This is a genomic window from Flavobacteriales bacterium (genome assembly GCA_016124845.1).
Taxonomy (GTDB): Bacteria; Bacteroidota; Bacteroidia; order UBA10329; family UBA10329; genus UBA10329.
The window spans coordinates 78,733-95,564 of sequence record WGMW01000010.1 but is presented as its reverse complement, the minus strand read 5'-3'; the positions used below and the strand labels follow the sequence as shown (position 1 = coordinate 95,564).

10 protein-coding genes are annotated in these 16,832 nt (G+C 48.8%); 5 read left to right on the top strand and 5 right to left on the bottom strand.

What is annotated here, in order from left to right:
• The first annotated feature begins 1 nt into the window (after nucleotide 1).
• The gene (locus tag GC178_05595; GenBank protein MBI1287036.1) at nucleotides 2-754 is read left to right on the top strand and encodes a succinate dehydrogenase/fumarate reductase iron-sulfur subunit; all 753 of its coding nucleotides are present in this window, start codon (nucleotides 2-4) and stop codon (nucleotides 752-754) included.
• A gap of 78 nt (nucleotides 755-832) precedes the next feature.
• Nucleotides 833-1,762, top strand: a complete 930-nt coding sequence (locus GC178_05590; protein ID MBI1287035.1) for a T9SS type A sorting domain-containing protein — start codon at nucleotides 833-835, stop codon at nucleotides 1,760-1,762.
• Between the two features lie 7 nt (nucleotides 1,763-1,769).
• On the opposite strand, the gene GC178_05585 is transcribed toward GC178_05590, so the two are convergent.
• Entirely contained in the window at nucleotides 1,770-2,648 is an 879-nt protein-coding gene (locus GC178_05585; protein ID MBI1287034.1) for a peptidoglycan DD-metalloendopeptidase family protein, read from the bottom strand.
• Between the two features lie 37 nt (nucleotides 2,649-2,685).
• On the opposite strand from GC178_05585, the gene GC178_05580 reads away from it, so the two are divergent.
• Together GC178_05580 and GC178_05575 are read left to right on the top strand one after the other, a co-directional pair.
• Entirely contained in the window at nucleotides 2,686-5,397 is a 2,712-nt protein-coding gene (locus tag GC178_05580) for a tetratricopeptide repeat protein (protein MBI1287033.1), read from the top strand.
• A gap of 82 nt (nucleotides 5,398-5,479) precedes the next feature.
• Nucleotides 5,480-7,375 (top strand): hypothetical protein, encoded by a 1,896-nt coding sequence (locus GC178_05575; GenBank protein ID MBI1287032.1) that lies wholly within the window; start codon nucleotides 5,480-5,482, stop codon nucleotides 7,373-7,375.
• Nucleotides 7,376-7,378: 3 nt separating this feature from the next.
• Here the strand turns inward: GC178_05575 and GC178_05570 are convergent, their stop codons facing one another.
• The gene (locus GC178_05570; GenBank protein MBI1287031.1) at nucleotides 7,379-9,862 is read right to left on the bottom strand and encodes a bifunctional UDP-N-acetylmuramoyl-tripeptide:D-alanyl-D-alanine ligase/alanine racemase; all 2,484 of its coding nucleotides are present in this window, start codon (nucleotides 9,860-9,862) and stop codon (nucleotides 7,379-7,381) included.
• On the bottom strand, nucleotides 9,863-10,477 hold the full coding sequence (locus GC178_05565; GenBank protein MBI1287030.1) for a thymidine kinase: 615 nt from the start codon (nucleotides 10,475-10,477) through the stop codon (nucleotides 9,863-9,865).
• 203 nt (nucleotides 10,478-10,680) lie between these two features.
• Between GC178_05565 and GC178_05560 the strand changes: the two genes are divergently transcribed.
• Complete coding sequence (locus GC178_05560; GenBank protein ID MBI1287029.1) at nucleotides 10,681-11,391, top strand: hypothetical protein; 711 nt, start codon at nucleotides 10,681-10,683, stop codon at nucleotides 11,389-11,391.
• On the opposite strand, the gene GC178_05555 is transcribed toward GC178_05560, so the two are convergent.
• Together GC178_05555 and GC178_05550 are read right to left on the bottom strand one after the other, a co-directional pair.
• Nucleotides 11,368-13,716, bottom strand: a complete 2,349-nt coding sequence (locus tag GC178_05555) for a tetratricopeptide repeat protein (GenBank protein ID MBI1287028.1) — start codon at nucleotides 13,714-13,716, stop codon at nucleotides 11,368-11,370. The two genes, GC178_05560 and GC178_05555, sit on opposite strands and share 24 nt — an antisense overlap.
• Nucleotides 13,717-13,736: 20 nt before the next feature.
• Complete coding sequence (locus tag GC178_05550) at nucleotides 13,737-16,814, bottom strand: SpoIIE family protein phosphatase (GenBank protein MBI1287027.1); 3,078 nt, start codon at nucleotides 16,812-16,814, stop codon at nucleotides 13,737-13,739.
• Nucleotides 16,815-16,832 lie beyond the last annotated feature (18 nt).

Genomic DNA, 16,832 nt, shown 5'->3' with positions numbered 1-16,832 from the left:
GATGAATTTGACACTCAAAGTCTGGAGACAGAAAGACGGAAAAGCTAAAGGTGCGCTGGAGTCGTACGAGCTGAAGGACGTTTCGCCTGATTCATCTTTCTTGGAAATGATGGACATGCTCAATGAGCAGCTCATCACCGAAGGAAAAGACCCTGTGGCGTTCGACCACGATTGTCGTGAAGGAATCTGTGGCATGTGCTCGCTATACATCAATGGAGAAGCGCACGGACCAGGTCGATTGATCACTACGTGCCAGTTGCACATGCGTTCGTTCAAGGATGGCGAAACCATCTACATTGAGCCATTCCGTTCGGCTGCGTTCCCAGTTATCAAGGATGTGATGGTTGATCGTAGCGCGTTCGATCGTATTCAGCAAGCAGGGGGTTTCGTGTCTGTGAACACATCAGGAAACACGCAGGATGCGAACGCACTTCCAATTCCGAAGGATGATGCAGACAAGGCTTTCGATGCTGCAACTTGTATCGGTTGTGGTGCTTGTGTTGCTACTTGCAAAAACTCCTCGGCCATGCTGTTTGTTTCTGCCAAGGTTTCTCAGTTGGCCTTGTTGCCACAAGGAAAAGTGGAAGCCAAAGCACGTGTTCTGAACATGGTGAAGCAGATGGACGAAGAAGGCTTCGGAAACTGTACCAACACAGGCGCTTGCGAGGTGGAATGTCCGAAAGGAATCTCCTTGGAGAACATTGCCCGGATGAACCGAGAATATCTTTCAGCTTCACTTACGAGCGAGGACTGATAAACGATAAAATGAGAAAACGAAAAAGGTCGCAGGGATGCGGCCTTTTTTGTTGGGGAAATCTGTAGCTTTAGTGTTATGAAACAGCTATTCGCATTCCTCTCCATCATTGTTGTGAACACTCACATATTTGCGCAGACGGATTTTTGTTTACCAGGCGCGAGGTGGGTGTATTACAATCCTGGGTCAGCAAGTCCTCCAGAGCTATATCATTATTTGTATGTGGGTGATACGTTAATAAATGGGTTCCCTGATGTTAAGGTCCTAAAAAAAGAAAGGAGGATTGCTTGGAGTCCTACACAGACGGAATATCATGAGTCGAACAGTTATTTCAGGCAAAGCAATGATTCCATTCTTCAACTTGTTGATGGTGAGTTCAAGTTCATGTTTGACTTCAATGTTCAGGCGGGAGACACCCGTATTGTTAACCTTGACTTCGGATGTTCAGAAACTCAAGATACAATGCTTATTGATTCTGTAGGAACATTGAATTATCAAGGTGAAGAGTTGACCAGTTATTACTTTTCCCTGCTGTTAGATGACCAACTGGATTCAATGGACGGTATAATGGAGGCTTATTACGTTGGCGGTGGAAATGGAATGTATGTGGAACGAATAGGTCTGATGGCCGATCACCCTACAGATCTGTTCCTGTCGTGTGTGGATGGTAATACGTTTGTAGAATATGTCCCAGCTTCGTTTGTATGCTACACAGATGACGAACTCGCAGCTACTTATCCCGATACATGTAATCTATTTCTTGACGCACCTGTACAAGAAATAGCTCGGGCTGAAATAATTTCTTTGCAGGATCGGATTCAGATTCAAAACGCGCCCAATTCGACTCTCCACGTCTACGACATTCTGGGTAAAGAACTGTTCAAGGAACGTATTAACTCAGATAACCAAACCATTGATTTGAACCACCTTCCCAATGGAATTCTCATGGTTGTGGTGGAAATCGAAACAGGTCGTTTGACCAAAAAGGTTGTCAAAACAGGCTTGTAGCCAGAAGCTAAAACACAATATAATCCTGCGGGTTCACAGGCCTTCCATTGAACCAGAGTTCGAAGTGAAGGTGAGGTCCTGTTGTAAGCTCGCCAGAGTTGCCAACCACCGCGATCACTTCTCCCGCTTTTACGGATTCGCCCGTTTTTTTGAGCAGTACAGAGCAATGCTTATAAAACGAAGTGAGGTTGCTGGAGTGCTGGATGGCGATGACATGACCTGAATCGTACGTCCACGAAGAGAAGATCACGGTTCCGTCCAAACAGGCCTTGATGGGCTCGTTCTCTTTCGCAACCACGTCTACGGCATAATGCTTTTCACGTGAATCGAATCCTGCCGTAACCTCGCCTTTGATGGGCGCAAAGAAGAAGAGATTGCGGATGTTGTCGTCCATGGACGACTTGGCGCCCAACTGCAGGTTCTGAATATTGAATCGCTCTTCCTGTTCTACCATCGCGCGCAGCATCGAATCCTGCTTGGAAGTGCTGAAATCAATGTCTGCGTAGTTCTTAGTGGTGTCGGGTTCGCGCGTCTCTTGGTCGGGGGTTTCTCCCGAAATGATCATCTTGATGTTCTGGAGATACAGGTCCTTCATGGCCAGTTCGCGCTCCAAAGAGTCGGTGCGGAGCGTGTTCTCATACACCTGTAGACGCAGGTTCGTATCGGCATAGCCAGGAATGTACTCGCGCAGCGGAGTGAAGGCAATGAGGTAGATGACCGAAACGATGAGGAAAATGGCCAGCGAGCCTCCGAAGATGATCACGTTCAGAGGTGTAAGCAGCAAGCTTGCGCGCTCTTTGAACGTTTCCTCGTTCATGATCACCAAGCGATACTTGACCCGCAGTCGGTGTCGCAGCTTCTCTTTCGGTTCCTTTTTTTCTGCCATGAAGCTTCCAAATATCGCAATAAAAGGAGGTTGAGTGATGGAGGTTGGGGCAACGTACTTGCCTTGTTCAGACTTATTGGTTAAAATGAAATATTTTTGCGCACTTTCAGTTAAGGCTGCGCACGCTACTTTGAATCGGAATATCCGTTATATCTCCCTTCTCTTTCTTGTCGCACTCACCGTTTCCATAAGCGGTTGTTCGACCAAGAAGAAGAATTTCCTGAGCCGAGGTTACCACAACCTTACGGCCAAATACAACGTGTATTGGAACGGGAAGGAATCGTTGAAGGAAGGCGTGGCCAAGCTGGAGAAGAGTCACTCTGACGATTATGAGCAGATACTGGAGGTCTTTCCCATCGGGTCGTCCGAGTCGGCCAAGTCGGTCTATTCTGAGATGGATTATGGTATTGAGAAAGCATCGCTCACCATTGCCAAGCACTCCATGCTTTTTAAAGGAAAGGAGTATGTGAGCAGCATTGACGATTCGTACATGCTCATTGGCAAGGCGCATTTCTATAAGCGCGATTATGTGCAGGCGCTGGAAATGTTCACGTACGTGATCAAGCAGTACAAGAAGAACAAGATCCGCTTTGATGGCTACATGTGGCTCATCCGTACCAACACGGAGCTTGCACGATTCAAGGATGCCGAGAAGATCATCACTACGCTGGAGGAAGAGAAGAATTTCCCCAAGAAAAAATTGGGCGAACTGGCTGCCGTGAAGGCCGATTACTACATCAAGAAAGGCGATTACGAAAAGGCCAAGAACCAATTGCGTGCGGCCATCAATACCACCAAGAAGCGGAAGAACAAGTCGCGTTACACCTACATTCTGGCGCAGCTGTACGAACAGTTGAACAACAACGACAGCGCAGCCATTTGCTATTCGCAAGTGTTGCGCAAAAACGTGCCGTACGTCATGGAATTCAATGCGCGCATCAACCGCGCGCTGATGGCAAGTGCCGAATCGGGTTCGTTGGAAGCGATCAAGCACGAGCTTGTCAAGATGTCGAAGGATGAGAAGAACAGCGATTATTTCGACCGCATCTACTACGCCTTGGGAGACATTGCCATGAAGGAGAATGACGAAGACCTCGCACTCACGTATTTCAAGACCTCGGTGGCCTCCTCCACGCAGAATTTCACGCAGAAAGCGGTCTCGTACTACACCATGGCCGACATTTATTTCGATAAACCTGAGTACGAGCTGGCTTCGGCCTATTACGACAGTTCGTTGGCCATTCTCCCCGAAAAGAACAAGGAATACGAGCGCGTAAAGGCCCGTCAGGAAAGTTTGGCGGAACTGGTGAAGAACATCCGCATCATTGCGCGGCAGGACAGCTTGCTGAAGCTTGGCGAAATGTCGGACACCGAGCTGGATGCGATGATCGCGGATATAGTGGAGCAGGCGAAGCAAGATGAGGAACAGCGGAAGTTCGATCAGCAGAATGCGCAGAACAACCAGAACAATTTACAACAGCAGCAGAATCAGTCGCAGAATCCGAGCGGTAGCGGTTCCACCACCGGATCGGGCTGGTATTTCTATAACACCACCGCGCTGAGCTTTGGAGCCAATAATTTCCGCCAAAAGTGGGGCGACCGTAGAAATGAGGACGATTGGCGCAGGAGCAACAAGGCATCGACCAATATCGATCAGTTGGTTGATGAGAATGGTGACACCACCGCAGTAACTGCGGATCAATTGCTCGACCCGGAGTTCTACAAAAAGGACATTCCGAGAACACCGGAGCAGAAAGACAGCGCACGCGCAATGATCCAGACCGCATACTACGACCTCGGAACCATTTACAAGGAACAGCTGAGTGAGGACCAACGCTCCATCAATACCTTCGAGGAACTGTTGCAGAAGTATCCGCATGGAAAATGGACGTTGGAAACCTACTACCAGCTTTACAGATTGTATAAAGGCATAGGTGACGACCGAAAAGCCCAGGAGTACGCCAACCGCATTCTGCGCGAATATCCGGACAGCGAATACGCCAAGATCATCCGCGACCCGAAATACTTGGAGAAATTGGAGACCATGCGTGGCCGTTTGGGTCAGATGTACGATATGGCCTTTGCCAATTTCCACAAGGGCGAGTACGAACGTACGCTGGAGGCTTGTGATAGTGCCCTCACCAAGTTCAAGGATGATGATATTCTCTCCAAGTTCGCCTTGCTGAAAGTGATGACCATCGGAGCTACGGAACGGCTTATCGTTTACAGAAAGGCACTTGAAGATTACATTGCCAAGTACACGGCTGCGCCTGAAAAAGCGAGGGCAGAGGAATTGCTCGAATACGTGAAAGGGCTGATGGGCGAAACGGTTGCCGATGAACCGGTAAAGGAGGAAGAGAAACCCGATCCCGGCTACACCTACGACCCCGAAGCGCTACACTATTATGGGCTTGTTGTTGAAGATCTACAGGACCTGGCCGGCCTGAAAGGACGTATTTCCAATTTCAATACCACCAACTTCTCGGTAGAAACCCTCAGCATCAAGAACCTGAAGTTGTCGAACAAGGAGGATCTGATTTTCGTTCAGGGTTTTCAAGAAACCAAAAAGGCGATGGATTACTACGGGGCGATCAGATCGGACACTACCGTATTTCAGGGCATCGACCTCCCAAAGACCAGCCAGTTCATCATCTCCACCGATAACTTCACCAAATTCTATCAGAGCAAAGAAGTGCCTGTTTATATGGAGTTCTTCAATGCCAATTATCTGGAGAAGAAGGGAGGGTAGTCACGGGTCACAGACGACAGCGTTAAAATCCAACGCTTATTCTTAAAATTGGTATGAAGTAAAATCAGCACCTTAGTTCCCAATGAAATTGAATTTTGAACAGGGGTATTTGAGATATGTGGTTGTGGCACTGCTTGCCATCATACCTTATATGCAGACCGCCAAGTTCGATTTTGCACTGGACGATTCGATCTTCATTACCAAGAACCCTCGCGTTAAGAATGGGCTGAAAGACATTCCGAGCCTGTTCGAGAACAAAGAAACGGGAGAACTACAGTACAAGACAGGCTACCGCCCAATACTGCTTCTCAGTTACGCGACCGAGGTACAGCTGTTTGGTGTCGACCCAAGGGCAATGCACCGTACTAACATCATTCTTTACGCCATTCTCTGTTTGCTCATTCTCAAGTTGCTTAGTGAGCTTTTTCCAGAGCAGAGACTGCTGATGTTGATCGTTGCAGGGATTTTTACAGTTCATCCGCTGCATGTAGAGGCTGTGGCCAACATCAAAGGCCGGGATGAGATCCTGAGTATGCTCTTCGGAGTACTGTTCATTTGGCTTCAGGCCAAATACATCCACACGCGGAAAATATGGATGCTGCTTTTGGCACCGCTCGTCTATCTGTTAGGCGTTCTCAGTAAAGAAAGTGCCATCACATTTGCGGGAATTGCACTTGGTCTTTGGATCATGACCTCTAAACTTCCTATTCGGCAGAGGATTTACCAATCCATCAGTTCCGTTGCAGCCTTCGCAGTTATGATACTTGTGAGGCTATTTGTTTATTCGGACAGTTTTTATGAGAACAAGCAACAGGATCTTCAGGATCTGGGCGCTTATCATTGGGATGGATTCATTGGAAATCCGTTGTTCGATGTGCATGATTTTCCAACGCTTTTGGCCAACGCGTTCAATATCATTTATCAATCGGTCAAGATATTCCTTGTTCCTTATCCTTTGGTTCACGATTACAGCTACAACCAATTTCCGCTGGTAGATTGGTCGTCTCCACAAGCCTATGTGGGCATTATGATTGTCTTATTGGGTTTGGTGGCGGTTTTTTATGGGGTGAAGAAGAGACCATCCGTTGCATTGGGTTCCATCTGGTTCTTCGCCACTATCAGCATCTATCTGAGTCTGGTGCGACCTGCCACAGACATCTTTGCCGAGCGGTTCCTGTTCACCCCTTCGTTGGGGTTGGTACTTATCACGGTCGTTCTCATCTCCATCATTCCATCAATTCAGAAGAGAACGATGTACCTCTACGGATTCTGGGGACTGCTGCTTGTGGTCCTGACGTTCAAGCGTTGTCCCGCTTGGGAGAATACGGAAACGCTTATGGAAACGGATGTCGACAATTTGGAAGACTGCGTAAGGGCCAATTACAACTATGCGCTGTACCTGCACCAGAACTATGACAACAATCCGCGCATCAGAAACGCCAGAACGCAAGAGGAAGTGCTGAAATATTACGGGCGTGCTTTGAAAAATGGAGACCGATTGGCCAATCTTCATATCGCTGCCGGGAATGCCTATATGCGCTTCGGCATGCCCGAACAGGGAGCTGCTGTATTCAGAAAGGCGGTGGAGCTATTCCCAGACTTCATCAAGCCCAGCATGCAATTGGGCTCGTTCTACTTTATGGAACATCGATACGATTCGGCCGTGTATTATTTCACAAAGGCTACCGAGATAGGCACCGCGAATTCCGATGCCTGTCTAAAATTGGCCTTGTCGCTTTATCAAGATGGACAACCCGAAAAAGCGTTGGAGGTATTTGAAAAAGGAGAGGAATTCGCATCATCGAATGTGGAATTTTACCAGAAATACATCACGCTTTGCATTACAGTGAACAAGCTTATGTTGGGGGAACAGGTCACCGAAAGAGCTTATGCGCTTTTTCCGAACGACCCGAGAATTCTCGATTACCATCAACAGTTTGAGGCGAAACGGGAGCAGTTCAAATACTTCAGGAAGTAACCACTACTCCTGAAAGTAAACCCTCTTCACGCGCGAAGAAACACTTGTAAGCACTTCGTACGGAATGGTTTCCGAGCTTTTGGCGAATTCGGTTATCGGATAGCTTTCACCGAACACAATCACATCATCGCCCTCTTTGCAGGGAATTCCTGTTACATCCACCATGCACATGTCCATGCAAACATTGCCTACGATCGGAGCGCGGTGGCCATTCACGAGCACGCAGCCCTGACGGTTCCCGTTTTTGCGGCTTAGCCCATCGGCATAACCTATGGGAAGTGTGGCCGAACGCATTTCACCGACCACTTTCTCCGTTCTGCCATAACCGATGGTGTCACCCGTTTTGAGTTCGTGCATTTGCGTGATAGTTGTACGGAGTGTGCTTACGTTGCGAAGCTTGTCGGTGATGGGACTTTCTGGAGCCACACCATACAGACCAATACCCAACCGCACCATGTCGAACTGCGCTTCGGGGAAGCGGATAATACCGAACGAATTACAGATATGACGGAGAATCGGATACCCGAAATAATCCAAAAGTTGCTTGCTCATCACCTCAAACTGCGCGATCTGTCTGCGAGTAAAATCGTCCTCATCAGGGTTTTCGCTGGCGGCTAAGTGCGAGAAAACCGAGGCCACTTTCAACTGCGAATTATTCTTCACGCGCACCATCAATTGGTTCAGGTCGCGCTCGGAGAAACCAAGGCGATTCATGCCTGTGTTCAGTTTGATGTGGATCTTCAATGGAGCATCCAACGAGCCTTTGCGTTTGATGGCATTTTCTAAAAGCTGTAGCGAGCGCACGCTGAAGATCTCAGGCTCCAATCCGTATTGGATCATCGCGTCAAAACTTTGCTCTTCTGGGCTGATGACCATGATGGGCAATGATATTCCGGCTTTGCGGAGTTCAATCCCCTCATCGGCATAAGCCACGGCCAAGTAACCAACGTGATGGAACTGTAGCACGTTAGCAATCTCGAAGCTTCCGCTTCCATAGCCGAAAGCCTTTACCATTGCCATCAGCTTGGTATCAGGTTTTAGGAGCGAGCGAATGAGGTTGAGGTTATGCACCATGGCGCCCAGGTCGATCTCCAGAACGGTTTGGTGTGTCTTGTGCTGAATGATACGACTGATGGCCTCAAAACCGAACGTTCGCGCACCCTTCAACAGAATGGTTTCGTTGTGGAACATATCGTGATGATATGCTTCCAAAAACGCGCTGGTTGATTCGTAGAATTCGCTGCCTTGGGCAAATTGTGCAGACTGCGTGGAAATGTGTTTCCCGATGCCGATGAGACGGTCTACTTTCTTTTCGCGCACCAGTTGCGCCACTTCACCGTATAATTCATCATCCGAACGACCTGTTTGAAGGATATCCGAAAGCACCAACGTTCGCTTAGGATGCTGTTGTTGCTGCTGAAGAAAATCGAGTGCAATGGAAATTGATTGTAGATCGGAATTGTACGAATCGTTGATGACCGAACAGTTGTTGATGCCCTGTTTCAGTTCCAAACGCATGGCAACAGGAACAAGCTGTTCCATGCGCTGCGCGATGTCGTCATTCTCCAAGCCAAGCAACAGCAACGTTGCCCAACAATGAATGGCATTTTCAATAGATGCCTCATCCGTAAACGGAATCTTGATGCGAATGAAATTGTGCTGGTAGATTCCTTGGATCTCGGTTTGCCCATCCTTCTTCTCGATACGCCCGATCTGAAGATCGGCTGTAGTTCGTCTGCTCCATGCAAACAATTTTGGGTTGGATGCAAACGGATAATGCTCCAATTCTTCCTGAATGATGAGGTAATCCTTGCAGTAGATCAGCGTGTCTACATTCTGAAAGAGATCGAGTTTTTCGCGCGCCTTTTGGTTCGCGTCTGCAAAATTCTCATCGTGTGCCTGTCCCAAATTGGTGAAAATTCCAATGGTCGGACGGATGATGCGTTCCAGTTTGATCATCTCGCCAGGCATGGAAATTCCCGCCTCGATAAGCGCCAGATTGTTCTCCGATTTCATGCGCCAGACGGATAGTGGAACACCCACCTGCGAATTGTAACTCTTGGGGCTTCGTATAATATTGTAGCTTGAATCAAGCAATTGATAGAGCCATTCTTTGACGATGGTTTTGCCGTTGCTGCCCGTAATACCAACTACAGGATAATTGTACATGGCGCGCTTGGCGGCCGCGACAGTTTGAAGGGCGGTCAGCGTATTTTCTACGCGGATGAAGAACGCGTCATCCAATTTTTCGGGAGCCGAATAATCGGAGCTTACCACAAATGCGCGGACACCACTTTCGTACAGTTGTTCAATGAAACTGTGGCCATCGTGGCGATCGCCTTGGATGGCAAAAAACAACGATTGCGAGGGCAAAACCACCTTGCGGCTGTCAATTGCCAGCTCCTTGATGATGACGTCTTGAAACTCGAACGGACATGGAACTTCGAGGGCCGAAGCAATGCCTCTCAATGAATCCAGTTCTTCCATCTATCCTTCTTCCTGTTTCGGTTTTTCGACCTTGGTCGGATTCTTTTCGGCCTTCTGGTAGCAGCTGCGGCAAAGCGGCTCGTAGCTCTCTTTTTCGCCCAAAACCACCAATCCGTCCTGTTGCAGGAAACGATGCGAGTGGTTGGCCAGTTCACCACATTTCATGCAGATGGCGTGAACTTTTGTGACGTATTCGGCCGTGGCCATCAACCCCGGAATCGGCCCGAAAGGTTTGCCGCGATAATCCATGTCCAACCCAGCAATGATGACGCGGACACCGCTGTTGGCCAGCTGGTTGCAGACATCCACCAAGCCCATGTCGAAGAACTGAGCTTCGTCCACACCCACAACATCCACATCATCCGCCAGAATCAGAATGTTTGATGAGTTGGGTACGGGCGTGGAATGAATGGCGTTCGCATCGTGCGAGACCACTTCATTCTCGTCATAACGCGTATCAACCGAAGGTTTGAAAATTTCGACCTTCTGCTTGGCGAACTGGGCACGCTTCAGTCTACGGATCAGTTCTTCGGTCTTTCCCGAGAACATGGAACCGCAGATCACCTCGATCCATCCCTTTTTTGCTGCTTTTCCCCTTGAATTCTCTAAGAACATCCCTCTACTGAAACGCTACGAATATGGCAAATTCAAAACCAAATTTCGGCTCGGAACAAAGCCGAACATTAACGATAACCTGTCAATTACTTACCTGAATTTAACGCAGCGGAGCGCAATTGATCTCTACTTTTGAAGGGCTCGCGCGGCAATACAAAGCTACGAAAGCACGTTAGAGAAGAAATCGTAAAAATCCCCAACAAATGAGTGAATTGAAGAATAGGTTGAGCAAGTTGAATGAGAGAGTAGAGGAACTGGAAAAGAACCCTTCTGAACTGACGAAGGACAACCTATTGGCAGAGGTTCGGGCGTTTTACGATGTAGTGAAGGCGGCCGAATTGCAAACCGCTCAATTGCCTATTGTGGAGGAGATTGCTGCGCCAGAACCAGTTGCAGAAACGCCTGCCGAACCTGCCGTAGAGGTTGAATCGGAGCCAGAACCTGAAGTTGTTCCTGAGCCGATTGCAGAGGTGAAAGAGGAAATGGTAGTTGAAGAAACTGTGGAGCCAACACCAGAACCTGTTCCCGTAGCGGAAGTTCCTAAAGAGGAAAAACCAGCTCCGAAAAAGGAGCCGTTGATCGGCAAAGCTGATGGGAACGCAGAAGCTGACGATAGAAACATCTTGGCAGGAAAACTGAACCACAAACCGTTGGAAGACCTTCGTTCGGGTATTCCGTTGAACGAGAAGTTCGGCATTATCCGTAGCCTGTTCAAAGGAAACGCATCAGATTTCGGTGATGCTGTTCTGAAGTTGAACAACGCTGCCAGCGCAGAGGAAATGGGCCATTACCTGACATTGCTCGGCCAGCGTTTCGGTTGGGATGAGGAATCGGAAGCGTACCGCTCGTTCTTCGTTTATGTGGAGCGTAAAATGATGACGCTTCAGCCGTCAGACGCGAACTCCAATAAGTAGGAAATCATCTATTTGGGTGCTGTCGCCCATCCATTCCGCAAGGGCCTTCTCAAACCTTTTATGCTGCTCGTCCATTGGTAATTTGTGGATGCTTAGCAGTAGTTCTTTAAGACGCTTGTATCCGAATTTTTTGGAGTCTTCTCCACCGAACTGGTCTGAAACACCATCGGAGAAAACATAGAACGTATCGCCTTGCTGCAATTCCATTTCGTGCAGCGTGTAGTGGCGCACATCCTCGTGCATGATGCCACCAATGTTGAAATGATCGCCTTTGGTTTCGGTCAGTTCTCCATTTCGTATCAGGTACAGATAGCGATTGGCCGAAGCAAAAGCCAGTTTGTTCTCCTTGTGATGAATGGCGCATAGCGCGATGTCCATGCCATCGTGGTTTTCGGTAACGCCATGTTTTTGCCGCAAAGTGGCCTGAATCTCATGATGAAGTCGGTTCAGGATCTCATCAGGTTTGGTGCGATGCTCGCTATTTACAATTTGGTTCAGATGGTCGTTGCCGATCATGCTTAAAAATGCACCTGGAACACCATGACCCGTACAGTCAACAGCAGCAATAAAACTGATATCGTTCGGTTTGGAGAACCAATAGAAATCTCCACTTACAATTCCCTTCGGGCGATAGAACACAAAGCTTTCTGGTAGTGCCTTACGTATCTCATTCATTGAAGGCATTATCGCGTCTTGAATCCGCTTGGCGTATTCGATGCTCGAAGTGATCTCCCAGTTTTTTTCCTCTACTGTTTTCTTTTGGAGCTCGATCTCTCGGTTCTTGCGGTCCAACTCCTCGTTGGCCTTCTTTTTTGTTCGGTAGCGCGAGTAGATCAGGCCGAGCATCAGCAATGCCAGAATTCCAATGGCAATTACCGTGTTGCGCACCGTTATCTGCTTGGTAAGTCGCAGGTCCTGCACTTCCTTTTCCTTGCTCAAAAGTTCAATCTCGCGTTGTTTCTGTTCACTCTCAAACTTCACCTGCATCTCTGCCAGTTCGCGTGCGCTCACCACACGGTCCAAGCTGTCGCTTACCGCTTTGGCCTGTTGCTGAAACTGGTATGACCGCTGGAAATCCCCAGCATCTGCATACGTTTGCGAGAGCTTTTCATAGACGTTGATCTGATCTTCCGTACTTCCGTAGTGTTTGGCTTCACGAAGCGCACGGGTCAGGTAGTTCAGTCCGAGCTTCGGTTGTTTTTTCTGCTTGTAAATGTCACCGATGGAGGTGAGCGTAATGGTGCTGTAATTGTGATCACCGATACGCTTTTGCACTTTCTCCGCCTCCAAAAAATATGTAAGGCTCTTGTTCAGGTCGCCCGTTTCCATGAAGTAGGCACCCAAGTTGTTCAGCGTGCTTATCTGCCCTTGGTCATCGCCAATGTTCTTCTGTAACGAAAGTGCCTTTTCGGTGCTTTCCAACGCTTTCTCCTTGTCTCCTAACATGAGGTAAACCCCACCGATGTTCGAGTATTTTCCTGCTGTAGAATTCTGGTCGCCAAGGGATTCGCTTATCTGCAACGAGTTCTGATAGAAGCCCAGCGCCTGATCGTATTTCTTTTGCTGGTAGTAGATGTTGCCGATGTTGTTGAGGGTGTTGGCCTCACCGACCTTGTTCCCAAGCTCGCGGAACAGATGCAGCGCTGTCAGGAAGTTGTCAAGCGCCCGTTCTCGGTTTCCGTGCGAACGATGAACAATGCCCATGTTGTTGAGGGCATTGGCAAGTCCCACGCGGTCGCCCATCTGCTGAAATATCTTGAAGGAGTTCTGGTAGTAGGACAATGCGCGGTCGAGGTCGCCTTGGTTCTTATATACCAGCCCCAGGTTGTTGAGCGAGCTGGCCACGCCTTCCAGATCGTTGATGTCCTGACGGATGGCCAGTGCCCGTTCGTAATTCAGGATGGCATCCTTGTAGTGTCCTTCTTTCAGATAAACATTGCCAATGTTGTTGAGCGAGAGCGCCTCATCCTTTCGATTTCCGTTCTTACGGTCATTCTCCAACGCTTTATTGTGAAAGCTGAGGCTTTTGGTGTAATCGCCCTTGATGCGGTTGGCCGTGCCCGTGTTGTTGTAAATAGTGCTGACGTACTTTTCGGAACCAAGAAGAATGCTCAGTCGGAGTGCCTCCTTGCTCAGTTCCAACGAACGGTCGGGGTCTATGCGCAACAGCGATTCGCTGGTTGCCACCAAAATGCGAATACGGGCCGTGTCGTTTTTCGAATACTTGGTTTGGAGAAGCTGAGAAAGGCTGTCTGCTTCCTGTTGCTGAGCCAACGTTTGCATGGCGACCAACAGGATAGAAAGGAAAAGCAGAAACCTCTTCATAAGCTTGATGAAGCCTAAAGTTAAAGCTGAATTCCCAAAAGCATCACGTCATCCACCTGCATCATATCGGACCCTTTCCACGTATCGAACTCATGGCTCAACTCGGCAAGCTGCTCCTTCATGGACCTTGAGCCGTTCTTTTCAATGAAATCACGGAGTCTGCGAATCATGAACTTTTTACCATTCGGTCCACCGAACTGATCCACAATTCCATCGGAGAACAGGTAAGCAACCGTGTTTCCATGGACCTTGTGCGTGTGTTTCACAAACGGTTCAGCACCGCGCTGTTCCGCGCAGCTGATGGAATGTCGGTTGCCTTCTATGTGAAGCAGCGTTCCGCCTTGCATGAGGTACAGCGGCCGTTGCGCTCCCGCAAATTCCAATACCTTCTTCTTACGGTCAATCCGTACCAGGGCCATGTCCATTCCCTGATCGGTCTCAAATTCCTTGGCGCTCTGGGCAAAGGCCAGCTTGATCCCTTTGTCCATTTCATCGAGCACCACTGCTGGGTCGTTCACTTTTTTCTCGATGATGATCTGATTCAACAGGTCGGTTCCGATCATGCTCATGAATGCACCCGCCACACCATGGCCTGTACAATCCACAGCAGCGGCCCATGTGATATCGCCATCCACGAAAACCCAATAGAAATCTCCACCGACAACATCTTTCGGACGGTAGAAAACGAAATGGTCATCAAACGCACGGTTCAATTCATCTTCAGAAGGCAGCACCGCCATCTGAATGTTCCGCGCGTAATCGATACTCTCTGTAATGTGCTTGTTCTGACCTTCTACAATTTCCTTCTGCTCACGAAGTTCTTTGGTGCGTTCCTCCACCGTTGATTCGAGAAGACGCTTTTCCTCCTTCAGTCTTCGTTCGCGCAGCAGAATGTACAGGTAGGTTGCAATCAGAAGAATCAGACTGAAGATGATGTAGAATGTCCAAGTTCTCCAGAAAGGTGGTGTGATCTCGAACGAGAAGGTGATCGGATTCTGATTACAGATGTTTGCGCTGTTGCAGGCTACAAGCTTAAAGGTGTATTTTCCTGGCTGTAGATTGGGATAGCTAACGAACGCCTGTGAGCTTGGTGGGTTCCAGGTGTGCTCGTTCCCTTCCAAGATACAGCGGTAGGTAACGTCTTCTGGTTGGCGATGATTGATTCCCTTAAAGATGAAGGTCAACGAATTCTGCGTGTAATCGAGCACCAGATTTTTTGGAAGACCCTCGCTGTCTGTTTCAAACCCGAGTTCTTCCCAATTCACGTCCTGCTGTTCAAGTTGAATGTTTGTAAGGAAGGTCAATGGTTCGTTCAGGTCGTCTCCACGCTCTTTGGTGGTAAATCGGGTAACCCCTTTTGTGGTTCCAACCCACAGATTGTCTCCTTCGGAGAGAATGGAGCCACGTTTACATGTCTTTCCCAAAAAACCGTGCGAATAATCGAAGGTTCGGACAATGAGCGAATCGCCTATGAACCAAAGCTGTTGCAGGCCTTGGGTTGTTCCTACATAGAGATTCTTACCCAGCTGGGCCACCGATCGTAGCGAAGAACCGCGAAGGCCACTTCCTTCATCCAAGTGACGGATCTTTCCGTCTTTGACAAAATAGATCCCGTCCACTTGTGAGGCAATGGTCAGGCCGTAGCTGCTCTCACATATATCGGTAATGGGCGAGCTGGCGCTGATGCCTTCGATCTTTTCTGCCGACATGCCGTCCAGAACGAACACGCTCCCGTCCGAAGTTCCGATGGCCACCGTGCCGTTGGAAGTGGTCTGAAGCGTGGTAATATGGTTTTCTGCAGGATCATCACTTATCGGGATCATGCTGAAATCCATCCCATCATAAATGCTCAGGCCGCTCGGGGTGCCGATTATGAGGTTCCCGTCAGCATCCCGCGCCAGGCAATTGATGTTGTTGTCTGCCAAACCGAACTCGTCAGAATATATGTAGAGTTTCTTCCCGTTCCATTGGAAAATACCTCCAAAATCCATGGTGCCGAACCATAGGTTTCCGTCACCGTCTTCGCCAATAGAACTTATCTGTCGGTCGTTGATGTCGGGGTCGGCAAACGCCTTTACAAACCGACTGCCGTCAAATTTCAGCACGCCACCGCTTTCATTCCCTACCCAGATGGTTCCCTTGCTGTCCTTAAAGATGCAGGTCGGTTCAATCTCCTCATCGTCTGAGGAAAAGAAGTGGGCAAAGGCCAGGTTTTTAATGCGCACCAATCCTTTTCGGGTACCAAGCCACGTATTTCCCTCGCGGTCATTCAGTATGCTCAGCACTTCATTGCTTGTGAGGCCATTTGCCTCCGTCAGATTGAAAACGGTTTCGTTGCGCACACGGGTTGCCCCATTGAATGTTCCAAGCCAGAGGTCTCCGTTCTTGTTGCACGAAATTCGGTTGATCTGGCTGTTGATCAGCTTGTTTGAGAATGATGGTTCATGGAATCTGCCCGAACGCCACGTGCTCAGTCCGTTCAGCGTACCGATCATCATCTGATCGCGGTAAGCGCAGATGTCCGTCACGTAGTTGTTCACCAGCCCGTTCACAACGGAAAGACTTTTCACTTGGCCGTTTTCCAGAATGTTGATGCCCGCGCCATACGTTCCCACCCAGATGTTTCCGTTGGCATCCTCTGCAATGCATCGCGCATTGTTCGAGGAAAGACCGTCAGAAGTGGTCATCGAACTCCAATTTGTCCCATCAAACTTGGAAAGTCCCCCGAATGTGGCGATCCAAATATTGCCGCTTCTGTCCTGAAAAATGTCGTGTACCTCGTTGTTCGCAAGACCCGACTTTTCGGTTATGGAAACAATGGAATCTCCGTAAAAGATGGAGATGCCCCCAGATTGGTGGCCGACCCAAATATGGTCATCGCTATCGCACAGGATGGCCGAACTGTGATTCTCAGCCATTCCATCTTTTTTGTGATAGTTTTTGAAATGTTTGCCGTCAAAACGGCTTACGCCTGAGTTGGTGGCGATCCACACATAACCATGACTGTCCTGTGTAAGTCCGTTGATCTGAGAACCCACAATGCCGCTCTCGGAGTCAAGAATCTCCAGGTCGTAGGACTGGCCATAAACTGTGTTCAAACAGCCAACGACCAACAA

What these genes read in the sequence shown, in the direction of transcription:
- GC178_05560 (MBI1287029.1), top strand. Translation starts at nt 10,681, where the DNA reads ATGAGTGAATTGAAGAATAGGTTGAGCAAGTTGAATGAGAGAGTAGAG.
- GC178_05585 (MBI1287034.1), bottom strand. Translation starts at nt 2,648, where the DNA reads ATGGCAGAAAAAAAGGAACCGAAAGAGAAGCTGCGACACCGACTGCGG.
- GC178_05590 (MBI1287035.1), top strand. Translation starts at nt 833, where the DNA reads ATGAAACAGCTATTCGCATTCCTCTCCATCATTGTTGTGAACACTCAC.
- GC178_05555 (MBI1287028.1), bottom strand. Translation starts at nt 13,716, where the DNA reads ATGAAGAGGTTTCTGCTTTTCCTTTCTATCCTGTTGGTCGCCATGCAA.
- GC178_05565 (MBI1287030.1), bottom strand. Translation starts at nt 10,477, where the DNA reads ATGTTCTTAGAGAATTCAAGGGGAAAAGCAGCAAAAAAGGGATGGATC.
- GC178_05595 (MBI1287036.1), top strand. Translation starts at nt 2, where the DNA reads ATGAATTTGACACTCAAAGTCTGGAGACAGAAAGACGGAAAAGCTAAA.
- GC178_05580 (MBI1287033.1), top strand. Translation starts at nt 2,686, where the DNA reads ATGGAGGTTGGGGCAACGTACTTGCCTTGTTCAGACTTATTGGTTAAA.
- GC178_05575 (MBI1287032.1), top strand. Translation starts at nt 5,480, where the DNA reads ATGAAATTGAATTTTGAACAGGGGTATTTGAGATATGTGGTTGTGGCA.
- GC178_05570 (MBI1287031.1), bottom strand. Translation starts at nt 9,862, where the DNA reads ATGGAAGAACTGGATTCATTGAGAGGCATTGCTTCGGCCCTCGAAGTT.